General features: G+C 66.3%; 21 protein-coding genes. 10 read left to right on the top strand and 11 right to left on the bottom strand.

Annotated features, from left to right (window positions below):
- Positions 1–16: 16 nt before the first annotated feature.
- The 9 genes from gyrB to dnaA form a co-directional block, all read right to left on the bottom strand.
- Positions 17–2,053: a DNA topoisomerase (ATP-hydrolyzing) subunit B gene (gene gyrB / locus C8K36_RS16770; protein ID WP_107985655.1), complete on the bottom strand. Its 2,037-nt coding sequence runs from the start codon at positions 2,051–2,053 to the stop codon at positions 17–19.
- Positions 2,054–2,284: 231 nt separating this feature from the next.
- Positions 2,285–3,208 carry an alpha/beta fold hydrolase gene (locus C8K36_RS16775; RefSeq protein ID WP_107985656.1) on the bottom strand — a complete coding sequence of 308 codons (924 nt, stop codon included), beginning with the start codon at positions 3,206–3,208 and terminating at the stop codon, positions 2,285–2,287.
- Between the two features lie 23 nt (positions 3,209–3,231).
- Complete coding sequence (locus C8K36_RS16780; RefSeq protein ID WP_107985657.1) at positions 3,232–4,353, bottom strand: PDR/VanB family oxidoreductase; 1,122 nt, start codon at positions 4,351–4,353, stop codon at positions 3,232–3,234.
- Positions 4,350–5,273 (bottom strand): metal-dependent hydrolase, encoded by a 924-nt coding sequence (locus C8K36_RS16785; RefSeq protein ID WP_107985658.1) that lies wholly within the window; start codon positions 5,271–5,273, stop codon positions 4,350–4,352. Before C8K36_RS16785 ends, C8K36_RS16780 begins: the two co-directional genes overlap by 4 nt.
- A 115-nt stretch (positions 5,274–5,388) precedes the next feature.
- Positions 5,389–5,946 carry a DUF721 family protein gene (locus C8K36_RS16790; RefSeq protein WP_107985659.1) on the bottom strand — a complete coding sequence of 186 codons (558 nt, stop codon included), beginning with the start codon at positions 5,944–5,946 and terminating at the stop codon, positions 5,389–5,391.
- Positions 5,943–7,169, bottom strand: a complete 1,227-nt coding sequence (gene recF / locus C8K36_RS16795) for a DNA replication/repair protein RecF (protein WP_107985660.1) — start codon at positions 7,167–7,169, stop codon at positions 5,943–5,945. Before recF ends, C8K36_RS16790 begins: the two co-directional genes overlap by 4 nt.
- Positions 7,169–8,092 carry a phosphogluconate dehydrogenase (NAD(+)-dependent, decarboxylating) gene (gene gnd, locus C8K36_RS16800; RefSeq protein ID WP_107985661.1) on the bottom strand — a complete coding sequence of 308 codons (924 nt, stop codon included), beginning with the start codon at positions 8,090–8,092 and terminating at the stop codon, positions 7,169–7,171. The genes recF and gnd overlap by 1 nt, the downstream gene beginning before the upstream one ends.
- Before the next feature lie 72 nt (positions 8,093–8,164).
- The gene (dnaN, locus tag C8K36_RS16805) at positions 8,165–9,349 is read right to left on the bottom strand and encodes a DNA polymerase III subunit beta (protein ID WP_107985662.1); all 1,185 of its coding nucleotides are present in this window, start codon (positions 9,347–9,349) and stop codon (positions 8,165–8,167) included.
- A 518-nt stretch (positions 9,350–9,867) separates the two neighbouring features.
- Positions 9,868–11,451 carry a chromosomal replication initiator protein DnaA gene (gene dnaA, locus C8K36_RS16810; protein WP_107985663.1) on the bottom strand — a complete coding sequence of 528 codons (1,584 nt, stop codon included), beginning with the start codon at positions 11,449–11,451 and terminating at the stop codon, positions 9,868–9,870.
- Between the two features lie 648 nt (positions 11,452–12,099).
- Between dnaA and rpmH the strand changes: the two genes are divergently transcribed.
- The 6 genes from rpmH to rsmG (C8K36_RS16840) all read left to right on the top strand — a co-directional run bounded on the left by rpmH (position 12,100) and on the right by rsmG (C8K36_RS16840) (position 15,509).
- Positions 12,100–12,243 carry a 50S ribosomal protein L34 gene (gene rpmH, locus C8K36_RS16815; RefSeq protein ID WP_107985787.1) on the top strand — a complete coding sequence of 48 codons (144 nt, stop codon included), beginning with the start codon at positions 12,100–12,102 and terminating at the stop codon, positions 12,241–12,243.
- Between the two features lie 26 nt (positions 12,244–12,269).
- Positions 12,270–12,647 carry a ribonuclease P protein component gene (gene rnpA / locus C8K36_RS16820; protein ID WP_107985664.1) on the top strand — a complete coding sequence of 126 codons (378 nt, stop codon included), beginning with the start codon at positions 12,270–12,272 and terminating at the stop codon, positions 12,645–12,647.
- A complete protein-coding gene (yidD, locus tag C8K36_RS16825; protein WP_107985665.1) occupies positions 12,644–12,982 on the top strand; it encodes a membrane protein insertion efficiency factor YidD in 339 nt (112 codons plus the stop codon). Before rnpA ends, yidD begins: the two co-directional genes overlap by 4 nt.
- Before the next feature lie 75 nt (positions 12,983–13,057).
- Positions 13,058–14,149, top strand: a complete 1,092-nt coding sequence (gene yidC, locus C8K36_RS16830) for a membrane protein insertase YidC (RefSeq protein ID WP_107985666.1) — start codon at positions 13,058–13,060, stop codon at positions 14,147–14,149.
- Between the two features lie 21 nt (positions 14,150–14,170).
- Complete coding sequence (locus C8K36_RS16835; protein WP_107985667.1) at positions 14,171–14,722, top strand: protein jag; 552 nt, start codon at positions 14,171–14,173, stop codon at positions 14,720–14,722.
- 100 nt (positions 14,723–14,822) lie between these two features.
- Positions 14,823–15,509, top strand: a complete 687-nt coding sequence (gene rsmG, locus C8K36_RS16840) for a 16S rRNA (guanine(527)-N(7))-methyltransferase RsmG (RefSeq protein ID WP_107985788.1) — start codon at positions 14,823–14,825, stop codon at positions 15,507–15,509.
- Positions 15,510–15,552: 43 nt separating this feature from the next.
- On the opposite strand, the gene C8K36_RS16845 is transcribed toward rsmG (C8K36_RS16840), so the two are convergent.
- A complete protein-coding gene (locus C8K36_RS16845) occupies positions 15,553–16,515 on the bottom strand; it encodes an esterase/lipase family protein (protein WP_107985668.1) in 963 nt (320 codons plus the stop codon).
- 404 nt (positions 16,516–16,919) lie between these two features.
- On the bottom strand, positions 16,920–17,156 hold the full coding sequence (locus C8K36_RS16850) for a hypothetical protein (protein ID WP_107985669.1): 237 nt from the start codon (positions 17,154–17,156) through the stop codon (positions 16,920–16,922).
- A 1,185-nt stretch (positions 17,157–18,341) separates the two neighbouring features.
- Between C8K36_RS16850 and rsmG (C8K36_RS16855) the strand changes: the two genes are divergently transcribed.
- The 4 genes from rsmG (C8K36_RS16855) to C8K36_RS16870 all read left to right on the top strand — a co-directional run bounded on the left by rsmG (C8K36_RS16855) (position 18,342) and on the right by C8K36_RS16870 (position 22,147).
- Positions 18,342–19,022: a 16S rRNA (guanine(527)-N(7))-methyltransferase RsmG gene (gene rsmG / locus C8K36_RS16855; RefSeq protein ID WP_107985789.1), complete on the top strand. Its 681-nt coding sequence runs from the start codon at positions 18,342–18,344 to the stop codon at positions 19,020–19,022.
- A gap of 70 nt (positions 19,023–19,092) precedes the next feature.
- Positions 19,093–20,103, top strand: coding sequence for a ParA family protein (locus C8K36_RS16860; protein WP_107985670.1), 1,011 nt, complete (start codon positions 19,093–19,095; stop codon positions 20,101–20,103).
- 1 nt (position 20,104) lies between these two features.
- Positions 20,105–21,232 carry a ParB/RepB/Spo0J family partition protein gene (locus tag C8K36_RS16865; protein ID WP_107985671.1) on the top strand — a complete coding sequence of 376 codons (1,128 nt, stop codon included), beginning with the start codon at positions 20,105–20,107 and terminating at the stop codon, positions 21,230–21,232.
- Positions 21,233–21,457: 225 nt separating this feature from the next.
- A complete protein-coding gene (locus tag C8K36_RS16870; RefSeq protein WP_107985672.1) occupies positions 21,458–22,147 on the top strand; it encodes a hypothetical protein in 690 nt (229 codons plus the stop codon).
- The last annotated feature ends 15 nt before the right edge of the window (positions 22,148–22,162 follow it).

Consider the following 22,162-nt stretch of genomic DNA (forward strand, 5'->3'; position numbering starts at 1 on the left):
GCCGCTGCGCAAGTGCCTAGACGTCGAGGAAGCGGACGTCCTTGGCGTTGCGGGTGATGAAGCTGCGGCGCGCCTCGACGTCCTCGCCCATGAGCACGCTGAACAGCTCGTCCGCGGCGGCGGCGTCGTCGAGGGTGACCTGGCGCAGAACCCGGACGCTCGGGTCCATCGTGGTCTCCCACAGCTCCTTGGCGTTCATCTCGCCCAGACCCTTGTAGCGCTGGATGCCGTCGTCCTTGTTGATCTTCTTGCCCGACGACAGGCCGGCCTCGAGCAGTCCGTCGCGCTCGCGGTCGGAGTACGCGAAGTCGGGGGCCGAGCCCTTCTGCCACTTGAGCTTGTACAGCGGCGGCTGGGCCAGGTACACGTGGCCGTGCTCCACCAGCGGACGCATGAACCGGAACAGGAGCGTGAGCAGGAGCGTCGCGATGTGCTGGCCGTCGACGTCGGCGTCGGCCATCAGCACGATCTTGTGGTAGCGCAGCTTCGCGATGTCGAACTCGTCGTGGATGCCGGTGCCGAACGCGGTGATGATCGACTGGACCTCGGCGTTCTTGAGGACGCGGTCGATGCGGGCCTTCTCGACGTTGATGATCTTGCCGCGCAGCGGCAGGATCGCCTGGTACATCGAGTCGCGGCCGGACTTGGCCGAGCCGCCTGCGGAGTCGCCCTCCACGATGTAGATCTCGCACTTGCTCGGATCGTTGGAGCGGCAGTCGGCGAGCTTGCCGGGCAGGCCGCCGATGTCGGTGGCGCTCTTGCGGCGGACCAACTCGCGGGCCTTGCGGGCCGCGGTGCGGGCCTGCGCCGACGACACGGCCTTGGTGACGATGGTCTTGGCGTCCGCCGGGTTCGACTCGAACCAGTGCGCAATGTTCTCGTTGCACGCCTTCTGGACGAACGACTTGACCTCGGTGTTGCCGAGCTTGGTCTTGGTCTGACCCTCGAACTGCGGCTCGGCGACCTTGACGGAGATGATCGCGGCCAGGCCCTCGCGGATGTCGTCGCCGGTGAGCTCCGGATCCTTGTCCTTGACGAGCTTCTTGTCCTTCGCGTACTTCTTCACCACCGAGGTGAGCGCCGCACGGAAGCCCTCCTCGTGGGTGCCACCCTCGTGGGTGTTGATGGTGTTCGCGAACGTGTGGACCGATTCCGAGTAGCCGGAGTTCCACTGCATCGCGATCTCGAGCTCGTGCCCGGTGCCCTTGGAGGTGAAGCCGACGACCGAGTTGTGGATCGGCTGCTTCGTGCGGTTGATGAACCGCACGTAGTCCTCGAGGCCACCCGGGTAGTGGTAGACGCGGGACTTGACCTTCGGCGCCTTCGGCGCGGCGGCCTCTTCCTCGGTCTCGGACGCAGTCTTGGGCGCCTCGGCAGTGGTGCTGACGACGTCGTCGGTGACCTCGTCCTCGGCGACGCGCTCGTCGGTGAGGGTGATGGTCAGGCCCTTGTTGAGGAACGCCATCTCCTGCAGACGACGCGCGACCGTCTCGAAGTTGTAGGTGGTGGTCTCGAAGATTTCCGGATCCGCCCAGAACCGGACGGTGGTGCCGGTCTCGGACGTCGGCGCACCCTGCACCAGCGGACCGGGCTTGGCGTGGTTGTACGTCTGGGACCAGTTGTAGCCGTCGACCTTGATGTCGACCTCGACCTTGGTCGACAGCGCGTTGACGACCGAGATACCGACGCCGTGCAGACCGCCCGACACCGCGTAGGCGTCCGAGTCGAACTTGCCGCCGGCGTGCAGCTGGGTCATGACGACCTCGATGGTGGGGACACCGGAGGCGTGCATCGCGACGGGGATACCACGGCCGTCGTCGACGACCTGGATGCCGCCGTCCTCGAGCATGGTGACGTCGACCCTGCTCGCGTAGCCGGCCATCGCCTCGTCGACGGAGTTGTCGACGACCTCCCAGATCAGGTGGTGGAGGCCGCGTTCACCGGTGGAACCGATGTACATGCCCGGTCGCTTGCGGACGGCTTCGAGCCCCTCGAGGACGGTGATGGAGGAAGCGCCGTAGGTGTTGCTCTTGTCTGACTTCTGGGCAGCCACGGGTGGGTAGCTCTCCTTCTCCGTAGTGTGCCGACACGGCTCTACACTGCGCTCCGCAGAAGAGTGGCCGAGTTCTATCGCAGCCACGCACAACGAGGCACCGCGAGCGGTGTGTCGAGATTCGCCGCTAGTTACCCGACCATCTTACGTGTAGGTACCGACACACAAGGCACCTAACACGCCCCCAGCTGGCCCACAGGCGAATTTTTTCGGCCCTCGGCGGGTCAAACCCTAGGCGGAACCGGCCTCAGTGCTGTCGGCTGCGGTGGTCCCGCGAAGATCATCGACGAACTCGGCCGTGAGACGAGCCACGTCCGCCCCGTGCGAGATCGGCGACCAGTGGCCCGCCGGAAGCTCGCGTCGGCGCACGTCCGAGACCCACCGCTCGGTGTCCTCGTAGCCGACCGGGCGCACCGCCAGGTCCCGCCGATTGAGGATCAACTGGACGGGGACGTCGGTGCGCCGCTCGCGTGGGCTGCGCAGGCGCGGCCGGATGTTGGCCCGATATCGCTTGAGTCCGGTGATCATGTCCGCGCGCAACGTCGGCGCTGGATGCACGAGCGTCGGGTCCAGCCGGTCGAAGAATCGCAGGAACGTGGGCCAGATCCGCCACAGCCCGAGCCGGAACGGCAGTGTCCCGACGCCGGGGATCTGGAACAGCACGGTGTACCCCGACGCCGCGGCCTGCGCGAGTGGGCCGGACGGACGCCGTTCCGCGAGCCGGCGCCGCATCCACGCGCCCAGGTGGTCGAGATTCGGCCCCGAGATCGACGTGTACGACGCGATCCGCCGCTCGGCACCCGGTTCGCACACCGCTTCCCACGCCTCCACCGCCCCCCAGTCGTGCGCGAGGACGTGAACCGGGGCGTCCGGGCTGACGGCGTCGATCACGGCGAACAGGTCGCGCGCCAGTTCCGGCAGCGCGTACGCCGACACCGCGGTCGGCGCGGTGGTCGCGCCCGCGCCGCGGGTGTCGTAGCTGACGATCCGGAACCGCTCCGCCAGATGAGGGATCACGTGCTGCCACAGCTCATGGGTGTCCGGCCAGCCGTGCACCAGCACGAGCGTCTCACCGTCCGGGTCGCCGTGCTCGAAGACCGCGAGCCGGACATCGCCGTTGGTGACCAAACGTGGTTGCGACACAAGCGCACTCATGGACGTTCCTCCCGGTCGAGCGTTCAGAGATCGATGATCAGACGGCCGCCGGCGGCGCGGGAGACGCACACGAGCATGTGGTCCTCCCGTTCCTGCGGCGTGAGACGGGTCTCCCGGTGGTCCGGGGTGCCGGAGAGCACCCGCACCTTGCAGGTGCCGCAGAAGCCCTGCTGACACGAATAGCCGACGCCGGGCTGCCGCTCCCGGATCACGGCGAGCGCGGACTCGTCGGCGGGTACCTCGAGTACCTCGCCGGTGCTCACCAACTGCACCTCGAACGGCGCACCGCCCAGCACCGGCGGCGGACCGAAACGTTCGAAGTGCAATGCGGTCGCACCCGTACCGGCGAAGCCGCCGCGGACGGCGTCGAGCATCGGGGTGGGGCCGCAGCAGTACACCGCTCCCCCGACGGCGGCGCGGCTCAGCAGGTCGTCGGCGGTGGGGAGGCCGAACTCGTCGTCGGGACGAACGAACACTCGATCGGGATCCCAGGTCGCGATCTCGTCGAGGAACGGCATGGACTCCCGCGAGCGACCGGAATAGACGAAGCGCCAATCCATTCCGGACTTCCGGGCCGCACGCACCATCGCGATGATCGGCGTGATGCCGATGCCGCCGGCGACGAACAGAGCGCTGCCCTCCGCGACGAACGGGAAGCCGTTACGCGGACCACGCACCGTCACGGTGGTGCCCGGGGTGAGCCCGTGCATCTCGATCGACCCGCCACCGCCGTCGCGGATCGATCGCACCGCGATCCGGTAGTGCCGACGATCCGCAGGGTCACCGCACAGCGAGTACTGACGGCGCAGGCCGGACGGCAGGTGGAAGTCGAGATGGCAGCCGGGCTGCCACGCGGGCAGGTCGCCGCCGTCGAGGGCCGCGAACGTCAGGGCGGCGACGTTCTCGTCCTGCGCGACGATCGCGCGGTCGGTGGCGATCAGAGTCATCGCGGTATCCGGGTTGTGACCGGCCACGACCGGGTCGTAGTCGTACGATGTGAGCACCCGCAGGTATTTGTCGGCCGCGGCCTCGACGAGGGTCATCGCCCGATCGGGCCGGCCACGACCCTGCAGATCGGCCGGCGGAGCAGGGCGCATCAGCGACTCCTGCGGCGACAGGAGATCGCGCACGCGGGGCAGTTTCACCGGGCCGCTGCCCGGGCCGCCGGCGAGGACGCCAGGTACGCCACCGCCTGCGCGGTCGACCCTTCCTTGCCGGGGTGATAGTCCCGACGGAAGTACGTGGACATGCGCTTGCCCAATTCCATTGCGGTGGGCAGGGTTCCACGACGACCCGACGCACGGAAGTCGGACAGGTGCGGACGGCGCCGACTCGGCGACCAGTTCTGCAGTTCCGGATCGTTGCGCATCAGGAACCGGGTGCCACGCACCCACAGCCACACGATCATCGGGGTCACGACCAACTGCGTGCGGATGCGTCGTGTCTCACGCTTGTCGAAGTAACGCATGACATCGTAAGCGACACAACGATGTTCGACTTCCTCGGCGCCGTGCCAGCGCAGCAGGTCCAGCATAGTCGGGTGCATCCCGGCGCGGTCGAGACCATCCGCGTTGAGGACCCAGTCACCGAGGAACGCCGTGATGTGTTCGACGGCAGCAATGATTGCGAGGCGTTCGACGAGATGATTCTGCGCGCGACGTCCGACGAGAGGCTTGGGCCCGAGCAACTTCTGGAAGGCCCAGTGCATCTGGTCGGTGTACGGCGTCGGGTCCAGTCCGTTTTCCTTCAGGTGCGCGAGCACGCCCGTGTGTGCCCCGGCGTGCATCGCCTCCTGGCCGATGAACCCGACCACGTCCTCGCGCAGCTTCTCGTCCTCGATGAGCGGCAGCGCCTCCTTGTAGGTGGCGACGAACCATTCCTCACCCGCCGGCAGCAGCATGTGCAGCACGTTGAGCACATGCGTCGTGAACGGGTCGCCCGGCATCCAGTGCATCGGCAGGTCGGACCAGTCGAACTCGACGTTCCGGGCCTGCAACAGGATGTGATCCGGCTCGAGGTGATCCGTTGCGATCCCGGATGTGTGCGCGGTGGACGCGACCGACATGACTGCTCCAGCTATTCGTATAGGCCCGACCCACCTCGACACGGCAGCGTCGTGACCCAGCTCACTCGACGAAGTAGCTGTAAATGTAACATCAGGTAATAGGTAAATCCAGGGATCAGCCGTACGTGTCCCGGGGCCCTCGCCCCGACACGTGCCGGTCACCCTTTCGCCAGCTCGGAGCGGTCGGTCCGGTGATGCGCAGCGACTTCACGACGCCGTGCCCCACCGCGGCCGCGATCTTCGCGAGGATCTGCGCCTGCATCATCCGCAACTGGGTCGCCCACGCCGTCGACTCCGCCGAGACGCTCAGCACGCCGTCGCGCAGGCCCGTCGGCTCCGCATGAGACGAGATGTCCGAGCCGACGACGTCGGCCCAGCGCCCCAGCACCGTGCCCTCCGACACCTGCGACGACCAGCCGCGCTGCTTGGACACCGCATTGACCAGCGCCCCGAACGGCTGCGGATCGCGGTCGTCCGGGCCCGCGCCCGACCACGATCGACGACGCGACCGCAACGCGCGGATGCCACCGCGCGGCGACGATCGGCCCTGCCCCACCGACTTACCGTTCGCCTTCGCCGCCGCTCGTGCCTCTTCGAGCGCCCGCCGGGCCAGGTCGATGCCCTTGAGTTCGGGCTGCGGTTCAGGCTGGGAATCGGACTGTTCGCCGCTCATAGCTCCCCTCCCGTCGTGGTCATTCTGCCGAGCGCGGTGACTTCCGAGATCCGTCCGCGCTCCGTGTCGTGCGCCTCGACCCCGAATCGTGATGCGGACAGCTCGTCGGGCACGTCCTCGGCCACCGCCGCCGTGATCAAGACCTGTTCGGCCTCCGCCGCGACGCCGGCGAGGGCGGTGCGGCGCTTGCGGTCGAGTTCGGCGAACACGTCGTCGAGCATCAACACCGGGTCACTGCCGTCGTCACGCAACAAGAAGAAGGCACCCAGCCGCATCGACAGCGCAAACGACCACGATTCGCCATGGCTGGCAAAGCCTTTCGCGGGCTGGTCGCCCAGGATCAGCTCGAGATCGTCGCGGTGCGGGCCCACCAGGCACACCCCGCGCTCGATCTCCCGCTGCCGCATGACCGACAGCTCGTGCAGGAAGCTCGCCTCCAGCAACTCCACATCGTCGCGCTCGGGTTCCCTTGTCGGATCGAGTAATTCGGGAGGAAGCGATGTGCCGAGACTGCTGCGGTAGCGCACCGATGCCGGGCGGGACTCGGGCGCCAGCGACTGGTACGACGCCACGAGATGCGGTGACAGGTCGTGCACCAGCCGCAGCCGCGACTCCAGCAATTGGGCGCCGTGCACCGCGAGATGCCCGTCCCAGACATCAAGCGTCGCAAGCGCACTCGCGCCGTCCGTCGAACGCGAACCGCGCCGCAGAGCACCACCCGCGGTCTTGAGCAGTGCGGATCGCTGCCGCAGCACCTTGTCGTAGTCCGCACGGACCGCGGCCATCCGCGGTCGCCGCGACGTGAGCAGTTCGTCGAGGAAGCGTCGACGATCGCCCGGATCGCCGCGCACCAACGAGAGGTCCTCGGGCGCGAACAGCACCGTCTGCAGGATTCCGACGATCTCCCGGGGCCGCCGGGCCGGCGACTGGTTGATCCTGGCGCGGTTGGCCTTCCCATCGTTGATTTCGATGTCGATGCCCAGTTCGCGCCCGTGGTTGGCGACCAGAGCGCCCGCGTACGCCTGCGTCGTACCCGCCCGGATCAGCGGGGCATCATTGGACACTCGGTGCGACGACAGTGTCGACAGATAGCCGAGTGCCTCGAGCAGATTCGTCTTCCCGTGACCGTTGCGGCCGACGAACACCGTGCATCCCGGCTCGAGTTCGATGGTGACGGCGTCCCACGAGCGGAAGTCGCGGAGGGAGAACTTGCGGACGAACACTATGTCTTCGACTCTCCGGACGGCTGGACGGCACCCGATTGTCCGGCGCCCCGGACGGCGTGCCCGCCGAACTGGTTGCGCAACGCGGACACCGCCTTCATCGCGGGAGAATCGCTCTGACGCGACGCGAACCGCGCGAACAGGGCCGCGGAGATCACGGGCGCGGGCACCGCGTGGTCGAGCGCCTCGTGCACGGTCCACCGGCCCTCACCGGAATCCTCCGTGTAGCCGGAGATCTCGGCAAACTCCGGGTCCTCGGCGAGCGCCTTGACGAGCAACTCGAGCAGCCACGAGCGCACCACGGTGCCGTGCGTCCAGGCCTGCAGCACACCGTGTACGTCGGTGACGAGGTCCTCGGCCTCGAGCAGTTCGTAGCCCTCGGCATACGCCTGCATCAGTCCGTACTCGACACCGTTGTGCACCATCTTGGCGTAGTGCCCGGCGCCGACCGGCCCGGCGTGCACGAAACCGCCCTCGCGCAGACCGTCGGGTCGTAGGGCGTCGAAGATCGGCATGGCGCGGGCGACGTCGGCGTCCGCGCCACCCACCATCAGTCCGTAGCCCTCCGCGAGGCCCCAGATGCCACCGGACACACCACAATCCACGTAGCCGACACCGTGCGCGGCGAGCAGATCCGCGTGTCCACGGTCGTCGGTGTAGCGCGAGTTGCCGCCGTCGATCACCAGATCACCGGTCCCGAGCACGGACGCCAGTTCGGCGATCGTGCTGCGGGTGATCTCGCCCGCGGGGACCATGACCCACACGATCCGGGGCGACGACAGCGCCGCCACCAGCTCCGTGAGGGACGCCACGTCGGTGACCTCCGGCCGCGGATCGAACCCGACCACGTCGTGGCCGCGCTCGCGCAGCCTGGCGCGCATGTTGAAGCCCATCTTGCCGAGTCCCACCAGTCCGAGCTGCATCCTGAGATGTCCCTCCGCTAGTTGGTGATTCGAGCTGGCTTCGTTTCCGAGGGCGCCTGCTGCGAACCTGGATCAGCCCGGCAACCGCACCGGCATCAGCAGGTAGATGTAGTCACTCTCGGGAGCCGGGAACGCCCCGGACTCGCCACGCTCGAGCTCTTCCTCGCCGGCCGGACGCAGCACCGCGGGCCGACTCGGGGTGGTGAACCCGAACGAGACGCGCTCGGAATGCAGCGAGTTGAGGCCGTCGATGAGGTAGCCGGGGTTGAAGGCGATGATCAACGGCTCGCCCTGGAAGTCGGCCTCGAGGGCCTCCTCGGCCCGGCCGGCGTCGTCGCCACCTGCGGAGAGAACCAGACCTTCGCTGTTGAACTCGAGGCGCACCTGGGCACCGCGTTCGGCGACGAGGGCAACACGCTTGATCGCATCGACCAGCGGCGCGACAGCCACAGTGGCCATCGCCGTGTGCTCGGCCGGCAGCAGCTGACGGAACTTGGGGAACTCGGCATCGAGCAGTCGAGTCGTGGTGCGACGGCCGTCGGCGACGATGCCGAGCATGCCCTCGGTGCCCACCGATGCACCGGCACCGAGCGCCAACTGGACCGGGGAAAGCGAGTTGCTACCCAACGTCTTCGCGGACTCGGACAACGTGCGAGCAGGGATCAGGACCGCCGCAGTGACCTCGCCGGCGATGGGCATCCACTCGAGCTTGCGGACCGCGAGCCGGAACCGGTCGGTGGCGGCGAGAACGACATCGGTGCCTTCGATCTCGACGCGGATGCCGGTGAGCATCGGCAGCGTGTCGTCCTTGCCTGCCGCGACTGCCACCTGGCTGATGGCTTCGGAGAACAGGTCCACCGGCAGCGTGCCGGTCTGCTGCGGGAGCGTGGGCAGCTGCGGGTAGTCCTCGACCGGCATCGTCGGCAGGGAGAACTTGGCGCTGCCGCACGCGATGAGGACGCGAGTGCCGTCGACGGTCACGTCAACGGGCTTGTTGGGCAGGGCGCGGGTGATGTCGGCGAGCAGCTTGCCGGACACCAGGACCTGGCCCGTGGTGGTGACCTCTGCCGAGACGCGAACCTGCGCGGAGACCTCGTAGTCGAAGCCGGAGACCGTCAGACCCTGCTCGTCTGCACCGAGCAGGACGCCACCGAGAACGGGAACCGGAGGCCGAGACGGCAGGCTGCGCGCGACCCAGGCGACTGAGTCGGCGAAGTCCTCCCGAGCAACGCGAAACTTCATACTTCCAAGCTCCATCGCTCGGTTGTTCCTCTCGGTAGGCACGGACGTGTCGGCAACAGCTGCGGACAAGGCTGCGCTAGCAGTCTGACACAGCGGCCAGGGGACACCGTATGCGTTCGGAGCCCATGTTGGAAAGCGGACGGACGCGTCTCGAGACACCTCGAGGCGGCTGCAAACAGGTGGGTTCCGAGGGGATGTTCACAGGCCCTGTTTTAAAAGAAGTTCTCTCGAGAAGACTTCAATCTCAGTAATAGGTCCTGTGGAATCTGTGGATGGGGGCGTGAAGCCGCTGGTCCCCACTACTCGAGGCATGGGGACTTCTCGAGGATGTACTCGAGGATGAATCGAGGGCGCCTGTGGACACCTCGAGGATCTTCAGAACTGTCCCACGGTTCTCCACAGCGATTACACCTTATACACATACCTATCCACAGGTGTTAATCCTTTGCGATTCGTGTCTCGAGTCACCTCGGAAACACGACATCCGCACGGCGTGAACCGTGCGGATGTGGGTGTCGTGGCGTGACCCGCGATCAGCTCTTGGAGCGCTGCTTGATCCGGGCGGTGAGCTCCTGGACCTGGTCGTACACCTTGCGCCGCTCGGTCATCTCCTTACGGATCTTCTTGTCCGCGTACATGACCGTGGTGTGGTCACGGCCGAACGTCTGGCCGATCTTGGGCAGCGACAGGTCGGTGAGCTCCCGGCACAGATACATCGCGATCTGGCGGGCCTGCGCCAGCGGTCGGGCCTTGCCGGGGCCGCACAGGTCGTCGATCGACATGTTGAAGTACTCCGCGGTCACGGCCATGATCGTCGCCGCATTGATCTCGAGTGCGGCCGAATCGGGCATCAGATCGCGTAGGACCACCTCGGCGAGCTTGAGGTCGAGAGCTTGGCGGTTGAGCGATGCGAAGGCGGTCACACGGATCAGCGCACCCTCGAGCTCGCGGATGTTGCGTTCTATGCGGCTGGCGATCAACTCGAGGACGTCGTGCGGGACGTCGAGCCGATCCATCCGCGCCTTCTTCGACAGGATCGCGATGCGCGTCTCGAGTTCGGGCGGCTGGACGTCGGTGATCAGGCCCCACTCGAAGCGGGTCCGCAGGCGCTCCTCCAGCGTCGCCAACTGCTTCGGCGGCCGATCCGACGACACCACGATCTGCTTGTTCGCGTTGTGCAGCGTGTTGAAGGTGTGGAAGAACTCTTCCTGGATACCTTCCTTGCCCTCGATGAACTGGATGTCGTCGACGAGCAGGATGTCGGTCTCGCGGTACCGCCGCTTGAAGGCGACCTTACGGTCGTCGCGGAGGCTGTTGATGAAGTCGTTCGTGAATTCCTCGGTGGAGACGTACTTCACGCGCATGCCGGGGAACAGGCGCTGGGCGTAATGGCCGGCCGCGTGCAGCAGATGTGTCTTGCCGAGTCCGGACGCACCCCAGATGAACAGCGGGTTGTAGGCGCGGGCGGGAGCCTCGGCGATCGCGACGGCCGCGGCGTGCGCGAAACGGTTGGATGCGCCGATCACGAACGTGTCGAAGGTGTACTTCGCGTTGAGACTGTTCCCACCCGACGACGAGGTCGTCGTGCTCGCGGGCGGTTTCGTGAAGTACGACGGCCACGACTCGTGGACGCTCGCCAGCGCCTCCCGGTCGTCGTCCACCTCTTCGTGTTCGGCCAACTCCGTGGCTGTGGCCTCGCTCGCACCCATCGAGAGGTGCCGGCGGCGCACCGAACTAGATCCACTGTCGGAGAAACTCGAGTCGGCGAAGTCGGTCGTTGCTGCACGGTCCGCGGTGTCGTCCTCGGCCCCGGTGTCGTCGTCGGCGAGATCGTCGGACGGCGCGGCGATCCGGACCCCCAGCCCCTCGACCTTCTGGCCGAGGTGACGATTGAGTGCCCGCAGGATCGGTTCGCGCAGATCGCGTTCGATCGCCTCCTGCGCGAGGGGCGACGGGACCGAGAGGAGAGCGAAGCCCTGCGCGTAGGTCAGCGGCCTGACCAGCGCGAGCCACGCCTTCTGCGCCTTCGAGAGCTTGGGGCCGTCGGAGGCGTCGGAGGTCAGTTCTGCAACGACGTCGCGCCAGACATACGCCAAGGCGCTCGGATCGTCGTTCACTCTGTGTCCTCCCCATCTGCGGGTCTGCTCGGCAAGTTGCCGTGGTTGTCTGTTGAGCTCCCCCAGGTGAGGCTGAACCCCTTGACTGCTGGGCACCGAATATGCCACCCGATCAGTGTTTCCACACAATTATCCACAGATGTGGACAACGCTCGAGAACGGGCCCGTCGGCCGGGGGTGTGGGGTCGCGCCGAGTCCTCGAGGCGCTCACCAGGTGGAATGGTTTCCGGGAGTCGGTACGCCTACCTGCGGCTGCTCGGACTCGAACCGCCCGCCGGGGTGTTAGTTGTCTTACAGTCCCACTTCTCGAGCACTGCGCAATCGCGCAGCCGGCACGTTCCGCGTCTCGAGGCGGGTGGGCGCAGCGACAGGGCCATGGACGGACCGTAACAACCGATAGGTCGGTTCACGGCGATTCGAGCGATACGGGCGCCTGAATCTCATACGGCGTCCCGTCGTGCAAGCCCGACACGGACCCCGGTTTGACCTTGCCATCGACGGTCAGTACCCTCGAACAGTCACCCGATGGTGGAGGATGTGTGCTGACCGCAGGTCGGCGCCCCGATTACTTTCGAGTGGCCCCCAGATTTTCAGTGAAATGTTAGACCGACGCCGTCCGGCGTCATCGATCTTCGAGGAGTGTTGACCGTGGCCAAGGGCAAGCGGACGTTCCAGCCGAACAATCGCCGCCGCGCGCGCGTTCACGGCTTCCGTCTCCGTATGCGGACCCGTGCGGGTCGTGCAATCATTTCGGCGCGTCGTCGCAAGAGTCGCTCCGAGCTCAGCGCCTGATTCGATCCTGACGTCAGGAGCTCGGGGTGTTACCTGAGCCGTACCGCCTGCGTCGCCGCGCGGATTTCTCCGCGACGGTGCGTGGCGGACGTCGAATGGGTAGGCAGGACCTGGTCGTCCACGCTCTCGAGCGTGGGTCGACCGACACCCTGGTGAGCATCGACGGACCCCGTTTCGGGCTCGTCGTCAGCAAGGCTGTCGGGCCGGCGGTGATTCGACATCGAGTCGCCCGCCGGTTTCGTCATATCTGCGCCGGCTTGGTCGACACCCTTCCCGTCGGCACCGACGTGGTGATTCGCGCGTTGCCGGGATCGGCGACCGCAAGTTCCCGGGAACTCGACAAGCAGCTGCGATCGGTCCTGCGACGGATGGATCTGCTGGCTGACGAAGGCAAGTCGGCATGAGCACCGAACACGATGAGGCGCGGACCGAGACCGGTCCGCGCTCGTCGTCGTTTCCGGGCACCCTGTGGACCACGCTGCGGAGATTTCCCGCGCGGGTTCTGATCTTTCTCATCGAGCTGTACCGCACGTACGTGTCCCCACTCCGCCTGCCGACCTGTCGGTTCATGCCGACGTGCAGCGAGTATGCGGTCGACGCGTTGCGTACCCACGGTGCGATCAAAGGCTCCGCCCTGACTGTCGTACGGCTCGCGAAGTGCGCGCCCTGGCACCCTGGTGGTTGGGATCCCGTTCCGGAAAGACGCGGACGGCACATCCACTGCGTGAGCCAGGAATGACGCGTCCCGCTCGCCCGGAACTTGCCCAACTCCACGGCGTGGTGAACGTGGACGAACAGAGGAGTGCTTAGAGCCGTGCTCGACTTCATTTACTATCCGGTGTCTTGGATCCTGTGGGTCTGGCACAAGGTGTTCGGCTCCGTCCTCGGCGCCGACAACGGCTTCGCCTGGGCGTTGTCCGTCATGTTCCTCGTCTTCACGCTGCGCGCCATCCTCTACAAGCCGTTCGTGAAGCAGGTGCGCACGACGCGGCAGATGCAGGAACTGCAGCCGCAGATCAAGGCACTGCAGAAGAAGTACTCCAAGGATCGTCAGCGCATGGCGCTGGAGATGCAGAAGCTCCAGAAGGAGCACGGCTTCAACCCGATCATGGGCTGCCTGCCGGTGCTGCTCCAGGCGCCCGTGTTCATCGGCCTGTTCCACGTGCTGCGCTCGTTCAACCGGACCGGCAGCGGTATGGGACAGCTGGGTCTGACGCCGGAGCAGAATGCCGCTATCGGCAACTACGCGTTTAGCCCCGAGGACGTCCAGTCCTTCCTGAGCGCCCGCCTGTTCGGTGCCCCGATCTCGGCGGCCATCACCACCCCGCAGGCGCAGCTCGAGGCCTTCGGTCTGTACGGCACCGTCCCGACCGTCCTGAACATCGCTGTCGTTGCGATTCCGCTGATGGTCATCGCGTCCGTCGCGACCCACTTCAACTCGCGCGCATCGGTGGCGCGCCAGAGTGCAGCCGCCGCCGCCAACCCGCAGTCCGCGATCATGAACAAGCTGGCGCTGTGGGTCTTCCCGCTCGGTGTGCTCGTCGGTGGTCCGTTCCTGATGATCGCGATCCTCCTGTACTGGGTCTCGAACAACATCTGGACCTACGCGCAGCAGCACCTCGTCTTCCGCCGCATCGACGCCGAGGAGGAGTCCAAGAAGCAGGCGGTCATCGAGCGTCGCGCGGACAACGCCCCCAAGCCCGGCGCGCGCCCCAAGCTCGACAAGAAGAAGACGTCAGCACAGCAGCCCTCCCCCGCCGTCGATGCGGAGTCCGAGGACGCCGGCTCGACGGACGACACGGACAGCGGTCAGAGCACGGACGAAGGCGCGGCCGGTCCACGGCCCAAGCCGAAACCGCGGCCGGCCGCGAACCGTCCCAAGAGCAACAAGCGCAAGCGGCGCTGACCTCGAGAAGAGAGAACGACGATGACCAGTGAGCAGGACATCGCCCGGGAGGGTGAGGACAGGGAGAACACGGACGTGGTACTCGAGACTCCTGATGTGGCCACCGACGGCGAGGACGATCTGATCGAGGAAGGCGAGATCGCCGGCGATTATCTCGAGCAGTTGCTCGACGTCCTGGACTACGACGGCGACATCGACCTCGACGTCGAGGGCGACCGCGCGATCGTCAGCATCGACGGCGGCGAGGATCTGGCGAAGCTCGTCGGCCGCAAGGGCGACGTCCTCGACGCGCTGCAGGAACTGACGCGCCTCGCGGTGCAGCAGTCGACGGGCGTCCGCAGCCGTCTGATGCTCGATGTCGCGGGCTGGCGTGCGGGTCGTCGCGAGGAGCTCTCCGGGCTCGGTAAGGCCGCCGCTGAGCGCGTCCTGGAGTCCGGCGAGCGCGAGTCTCTCACCCCGATGACGCCGTTCGAGCGCAAGATCGTTCATGACGCTGTCGCCAAGGTGGACGGTGTCTCGAGCGAGAGTGAGGGCGCCGAGCCCAATCGCCGCGTTGTCGTGATCAAGGACTGACGAACGAGGGTCCGTCCGGACTCGAGAGGGCCGCGGCTCCCAGCTTCACCGCTGGGAACGGCGGCCCTCTCTCTTGTTGTGTGGTGGCTGGTTGGGGAGGATGTTTCACGTGGAACTGGTTGATGAGCAGTGGGATGTTGTCGGTGCGGTGGCTCGGGTGTTTGGTGAGCGGGCGTCGTTGGCGGAGGGGTATTACGCGTCGTTGGCGTCGGATGGTGTGGTGCGGGGGTTGATCGGTCCGCGTGAGGTGCCTCGTTTGTGGACGCGGCATGTGCTCAATTGTGGGGTGTTGGGTGAGTTGGTGGGGGTGGGTGAGTCGGTGGTGGATGTGGGGTCGGGGGCTGGTTTGCCGGGTGTTCCGTTGGCGATTGCGCGTCCGGATGTGCGGGTGACGTTGGTGGAGCCGTTGTTGCGGCGGTCGGTGTATTTGCAGGAGGTTGTCGACGATCTGGGGCTCGACAATGTGACTGTGGTGCGGGGTCGTGCGGAGGAGTCGGGTGTGGTGAAGGAGGCTGGGGGCGCGGATGTGGTGACGTCGCGGGCTGTTGCGCCGTTGGAGAAGTTGGCGCGGTGGTCGTTGCCGTTGGTGCGTGTGGGTGGTCGGATGTTGGCGTTGAAGGGTTCGAGTGCGGCGGAGGAGATTTCTCGTGACCGTGCGACGTTGGCGCGGTTGGGTGCTGGCAAGCTGGGGGTGGTCGAGTGTGGTGGCGCGGTTCTTCCGGTGCCTACGGTTGTCGTGACGGCGGAACGCGTTGCGCACCATCGTCATCGCGGTCAGCGTCGCTGACTCGAACCCCTCTCCCCCACCGGCCGGTTCGGCTGTGGAGTTGTCAGCCGCCGACGAACGGCGCGACGAACCCGCACGGCACCGGGCGCGGATGCGCCGGGTCGAGTGCGTTGAGGACGTGGCCGGCCGCGACGCGAGACGCCGCGAGCGCGATATGGTCGGAGTAGTCCTGCGAACACTGATCCTGGACAACGATGTTCGTCGCGTTGGGGCCCTCCACATAGCCGCTCGTGTACGGCAAGATTCCTTCGTCGTAGCGGGTCATGATGTTGGTGTAGGTGACTTCCGGCGCGTACAGGCCACCGGCGTGCAGTTTCGCAATGAATTCCGACGCGGGTAGGAACTGGAGACATGCCTGACAGAACGGCAGCAGGCCGCGGGCGTCGTCGGTGCCGAGACCGAGAATCGTTGCGCCACCGTCCGGTCCGGTGAGTGCACTACCGTTCCACGCCGGACCGAGCGACACGTACTTGTCGACCTTGGCTGCGCCGCCGAGGTACTTGACGAAGTAGTTGGGCACGACCGACCCCTGCGAGATACCCAGGATGTCCACGCGGCCCGCGCCCGTCGTCGCGAGCACCTCGTCCACGAAGTCCCCGATCTGTGCCGCACTGTCTTCGGCGCGGGCCATCCCCCCGACCGCGCTGATCGGATACGGCTGGTCGGCATAGTTGCCGAAGGTGAGTGCAAAGACGCAGTAGCCCTCGTTCGCGAGCAACGGCGCGAACGTGGTCCACATGTTGAGTCGATTGGCGCCGGTGCCGTGGACGAGCACCACGGGGTTGGGATGTTCCGGGGTCGGCTTGCACGACCAGTCGTTGGATCCTGTCGCTGACCCGCCGGGGTTGGTGAACTCGTCCTGCACGAAAAGGTTGTACGGCACCGGATACGGATCTCGCGCGTTCGCTGTCGCGGGTGCCGCGACGATGGCGACGGCTGCCGAGACTATCGCGAGAAGTGCGGTGGCCGCGCTCCGCCACCGTATGGGTCTGGGTGTGGTGTTCATCCGGTCTGTCCCCCCTTGGAATAGCTCCGATGAGTCGAAACGCTACGGGAACGGCGTGTTCCGGGAGGGTTTTCCGTCATCCTGCAGCGCTGAAGATGAATTATGTTGTGCGACAAGATATCAGCAGCTCAATGAGTTTCGACCGAACCCATTGCGCGGTGTGACCATCGGAGGATGCCCCCCATTTCGTCACTGTGACATCAGTTTTCCGATTCGTGCCTGTCCGATGGCGTGGGGCGGTGCATCGCGTTGTCGTTGCGGGCGAATCGAGGCCGACGATCTGCGACCGGGGATGTTTCACGTGAATCATTGCGGGTGTCACGGCACCGTCTCCGGATGGCCGAGTCGTTCCACGTGGGCTGCCGACTCGCGCCACTCCCCCCTTCGACGGTTCGGCCGCGGCGCTATCGGCCGTCCACGAACGGAGGAACGAACATGCACGACACCAGCGGCGTCGGATCGTGTGCGTTGAGCACGTAGGAGGCCGCTACCCGGGACGTCGCCAGGGCCGGGTGTTCCGAGCAGTCCTGTGAACACCGATCCTGAAACGCGATGGTCGTCGCCTCGGGATCGTCGACGCAGCTATTCGTGTCCGGCAGCACCAGTTGGTGGTGCCGAGTCACGATGTCGGTGTCAGTCACTCCGGCGCGAGGAGTGCACCCTCGTGCAGTCGGATGAACTCTGAGGCCGGCAGGAACTTTGGGCAGCGCGGGCAATGGGCAACAGTCCGGGTGCATCGTCGTGTGAGGTCGAGGGTCCAGTGGCCGTCGCGGGTCGGCCCGGTTCCCATCGTCCCCCTGCGGGTTGGACGTACGTGTCGACCTCCGTCGCATGCAGCGCGTACTCGTTCGAGCCCGTGGAGGCTTTCAGAAGGTCGATACGTGCGGCGCCGGTGCGTCGAGCACGTCGTCGACGAAGGCCCGATCTGGGCCCGTTGTCCTCGGCGTGTGTCAGCGCGTCTATCGCGCGGATCAGGTTCTGCGTCGGCGTCGTTGCCGTAGGTGAGTGTGCAGGCGCAGTAGTCCTCGTTGGCGGGGAGCGTGGTGCGGTGTACCAGCACGACGGGGTTGGGATGCTCGGTGGTCGGCTTGCACGACCGGTCGTTGGGCCGGTGTCTGAGCCTCCCGGGCTGGTGAAACTAAGAGGTAGGTACGCACCGGAATGGGCTCGCGGGCGCCGACTGTCGCGAGTGTCGCAGCGACGGCCACAGTGGCTGAGACGATCGCGAGTAGTGCGGTGGCCGCGCTCCGCCGCCGAGACGGTTTCGCTGTGCTGTTCATTCGGTCTGTGCCCGTTGGATTGGTTCCGATGGGCCGAACCGCTACGGAACGGCCCGTTCAGAGAGCGCTTTCGGTCATCTCGCGGTGTTTCACGTGAATCAGGTTGGGCGACAACGGATCACCCTATTGCGGCGGTTCGGCCGAATCGCTTGCGTCGTCGGCCCACCCAGAGGTACCAGCTTATTTCGTCACTGTGACAGCAAGCTCCACTTTCGCGGGATTTCGACCCCGAGGGGTGGAGGTTTTCCTCACCGCCGTGGGCGAATCGGGGACCCGAGGGTCGACTTGCCGTCGATGTTTCACGTGAATCATTGCGGGCGTCACGACACCCGCCGCCATCGAACATCATCGGAACCCGAACGGTTCCACGTGAAACAGGTCAGCCGTGTCCGCTGTTGTTCCACGTGAAACTCGATGCGCCGGGGTCGGAGATCATCACTTTGTCTGCCCAGCCCGGCCCTCCCCTACCGTCCCGAGTTCACGGGTGCCGGAGCGAAACCCGAAAACCTTTGCCCGAGTTTGTTGTGTGGTGGCTGGTTGGGGAGGATGTTTCACGTGGAACTGGTTGATGAGCAGTGGGATGTTGTCGGTGCGGTGGCTCGGGTGTTTGGTGAGCGGGCGTCGTTGGCGGAGGGGTATTACGCGTCGTTGGCGTCGGATGGTGTGGTGCGGGGGTTGATCGGTCCGCGTGAGGTGCCTCGTTTGTGGACGCGGCATGTGCTCAATTGTGGGGTGTTGGGTGAGTTGGTGGGGGTGGGTGAGTCGGTGGTGGATGTGGGGTCGGGGGCTGGTTTGCCGGGTGTTCCGTTGGCGATTGCGCGTCCGGATGTGCGGGTGACGTTGGTGGAGCCGTTGTTGCGGCGGTCGGTGTATTTGCAGGAGGTTGTCGACGATCTGGGGCTCGACAATGTGACTGTGGTGCGGGGTCGCGCGGAGGAGTCGGGTGTGGTGAAGGAGGCTGGGGGCGCGGATGTGGTGACGTCGCGGGCTGTTGCGCCGTTGGAGAAGTTGGCGCGGTGGTCGTTGCCGTTGGTGCGTGTGGGTGGTCGGATGTTGGCGTTGAAGGGTTCGAGTGCGGCGGAGGAGATTTCTCGTGACCGTGCGACGTTGGCGCGGTTGGGTGCTGGCAAGCTGGGTGTGGTCGAGTGTGGTGGCGCGGTTCTTCCGGTGCCTACGGTTGTCGTGACGGCAGAGCGTGTTGCCCAACACGGTCGCCGGCACCGCTGAGTTACGGGCTTTCGAGGGCTCGAGGGTTGAGAATTACCGCATGCGCGGTCATCAAGTGAAGGAGCAGTAGATGTCGGCTGGATCGGAGCCCGCCGTTTCACGGGAAGCGGTTTCACGTGAAACTGCCACCCCGTCTGACTCGACGAACGGCAGTCGAGGCGAGGGCTATGCCCACTCCTCCCCCTATACCGGGATCTCCCTCGCGGACACGCCGATCGGGGCAGCAGCGCAGCGAGCAAGTCAGGTGCTGCATCCCGGATCGGTGAGCCTGCCGCGGCCGTCTGAGCGCCGCGTCTTCACGATTGCGAACCAGAAGGGCGGCGTCGGCAAGACGACATCCACGGTGAACCTCGCGTCTGCGCTCGCGATCCAGGGTCTCACCGTGCTGGTCGTCGACCTCGATCCGCAGGGCAACGCGAGCACCGCGCTGGGTGTCCCGCACACCTCGGGAACGCCGTCGAGCTACGAACTGCTCATCGGTGAGGTGACCGCCAAGGAGGCGATCCAGCAGAGCCCGCACAACGAGCGCCTCTTCTGCATCCCCGCGACGATCGACCTGGCCGGCGCCGAGATCGAACTCGTCTCGATGGTGGCTCGCGAGAACCGCCTCAAGAACGCGCTGTCCGAGAAGGCGCTCGCAGACATCGATGTCGACTACATCCTCATCGACTGCCCGCCGTCGCTCGGCCTGCTGACGGTCAACGCGATGGTCGCCGCGAAGGAGGTGTTGATTCCGATCCAGTGCGAGTACTACGCACTCGAAGGCGTCGGGCAGTTGCTCCGCAACATCGAACTCGTCCAGGCGCACCTCAACCCCGACTTGCACGTGTCGACCGTCCTACTGACGATGTACGACGCACGCACCAAGCTCGCCGATCAGGTGGCCGAGGAGGTCCGCAAGCACTTCGGCGACGTGGTGCTGCGCGCGGTCATCCCCCGCAGCGTCAAGGTGTCCGAGGCGCCCGGCTACGGCATGACGGTCCTCGACTACGACCCGGGTTCGAGGGGGGCGATGAGCTATCTCGATGCCGGCCGCGAACTCGCGGCACGCGCGATGTCCACCAAGACTCAGGAGCAGTGAGATGGCGCAGACACGCAAGGGCGGCCTCGGACGTGGGCTCGCGGCACTGATCCCGACGGGCCCGGCCAACGGAGGACCCGGACTGGGGAACGCGGCTGCCGACGTCATCATCGGTACGTCCGCTCCGGCCGTCGACACGGCGGTCGACACCGCCGTCGAGACCGAGGCTCCGCCGGCCAAGGCGTCGAAGCCTGCCGCCAAGAAGGCTCCCGCGAAGGCGGCGTCCAAGACCGCATCCAAGCCGGCGCAGTCCGACGTGGTGGCCACAGCGCCCACGCCGGCGCCCGCGGTCCTCACCGACGCGGAGCCCCTCTCCCCCACCGGCGCGGTCTACCACGAGATCCCGCCGCTGCAGATCGAGCCCAACCCCAAGCAGCCGCGCAGCGTCTTCGACGAGGAAGCTCTCGGCGAGCTGGTGCACTCGATCCGTGAGTTCGGTCTGATGCAGCCGATCGTCGTCCGGCGGACAGGGCCCGAGCAGTACCAGCTCGTGATGGGTGAGCGCCGTTGGCGAGCCAGCCAGCTCGCCGGCCTCGAGACCATCCCCGCGATCGTCCGCGAGACCACCGACGAATCCATGCTGCGCGACGCGCTGCTGGAGAACATCCACCGCGTGCAGCTCAATCCGCTCGAAGAGGCGGCCGCGTACCAGCAGCTGCTCGAGGAATTCGAGGTCACTCACGAGGAACTGGCGTCCCGGATCGGACGATCCCGTCCCGTCGTGACGAACATGATCCGTCTCCTCAAGCTGCCGATCCCGGTGCAGCGCCGCGTCGCGGCGGGAGTGCTGTCTGCCGGGCACGCGCGGTCGCTGCTCTCGCTGGAGGCCGGCGCCGACGCGCAGGAGGTGCTCGCTGCCCGCATCGTCGCGGAGGGCATGTCCGTCCGCGCGACGGAGGAAGCGGTGATGCTCGCCAACCGTGAGGGCCCCTCCCCTACCCCACCGGTGAAGCGCAAGCCGATCCAGATGCCGGGTCTGCAGGATGTCGCCGAGCGGTTGTCGAACTCGTTCGATACCCGGGTGACGGTGAGCCTCGGCAAGCGCAAGGGCAAGATCACCGTCGAGTTCGGTTCGGTGGACGATCTCGAACGCATCGTGAAGATGATGGAGAAGCAGGCCGGAAACTGAGCCTGTTCGCGGTGAACGGACACCCGTGAGCGTTTCGTCACTGTGACGTTACAGGTGTATCGGGGCGCGGCACAGTCGCTTCGCTCTCGTCGGAATCACATAGTTTCCGCCCGGCCGAGAACGGAACTATCCCCTATTCTGGAGGGATAGTTCCGTTCTCGGCGGGATTGTGATTCCGGGTGGTTGCGACCACCCGGGGCAAGCGCACGGAGGCTGGCTTACACGGTGTCGACAAGCGTCACGTCACTCACGCTCGATGGACTCGACAAGCTGTCCAGCCACGCGCGTCGATGCGTTTTCTGGGAGATGGATCCGGACGCGGTCCACCAGGCCCGCGACTTCTACGACCCCGAGTTCGAGAAGGAAGCATGGCTCTCGATGGTCATGCTCGAATGGGGATCCTGCGGCCAGGTGGCCCTCGTCGACGACAAGCCCGCGGGATGCGCGCTGTATGCCCCGCCCAGCATGGTGCCGCGCTCCGACCTCTTCCCCACAGCTCCCGTCAGCGCCGACGCCATCCTGCTGACGACGATGCGACTGGAGCCCATCGGTGACGAGCACGGACTGGGCGCCACGCTCGTCCAGGCCGCGATCGGTGACCTGGTCCGACGCGGCGTCCGGGCACTCGAGGCCTTCGGGATCCGCGCCGACGCGGAAGCGACCCCGACCAGTACACCTTCGGCGACGGCGGCCCGCGAGTGCTCGCCACAGGAATGCATGATCAGCTCCGACTTCCTCGAGGACGTCGGATTCGAGGTGGTTGCACCGCACCACCGATTCCCGCGACTGCGACTCGAACTCGACCGCGACCACCTGTGGAAGGCCGACGTCGAGGCGGCCCTGGATCGCCTGCTGGAGACCGCGACCCTGTCGCTCCTCGATATCGGCGAGAAAAGCGCTCTGGCGGTCGGCTAGAGCCCTTTTCGTGGC

The sequence above is a fragment of the Rhodococcus sp. OK519 genome (genome assembly GCF_003051005.1).
GTDB lineage: Bacteria > Actinomycetota > Actinomycetes > Mycobacteriales > Mycobacteriaceae > Prescottella.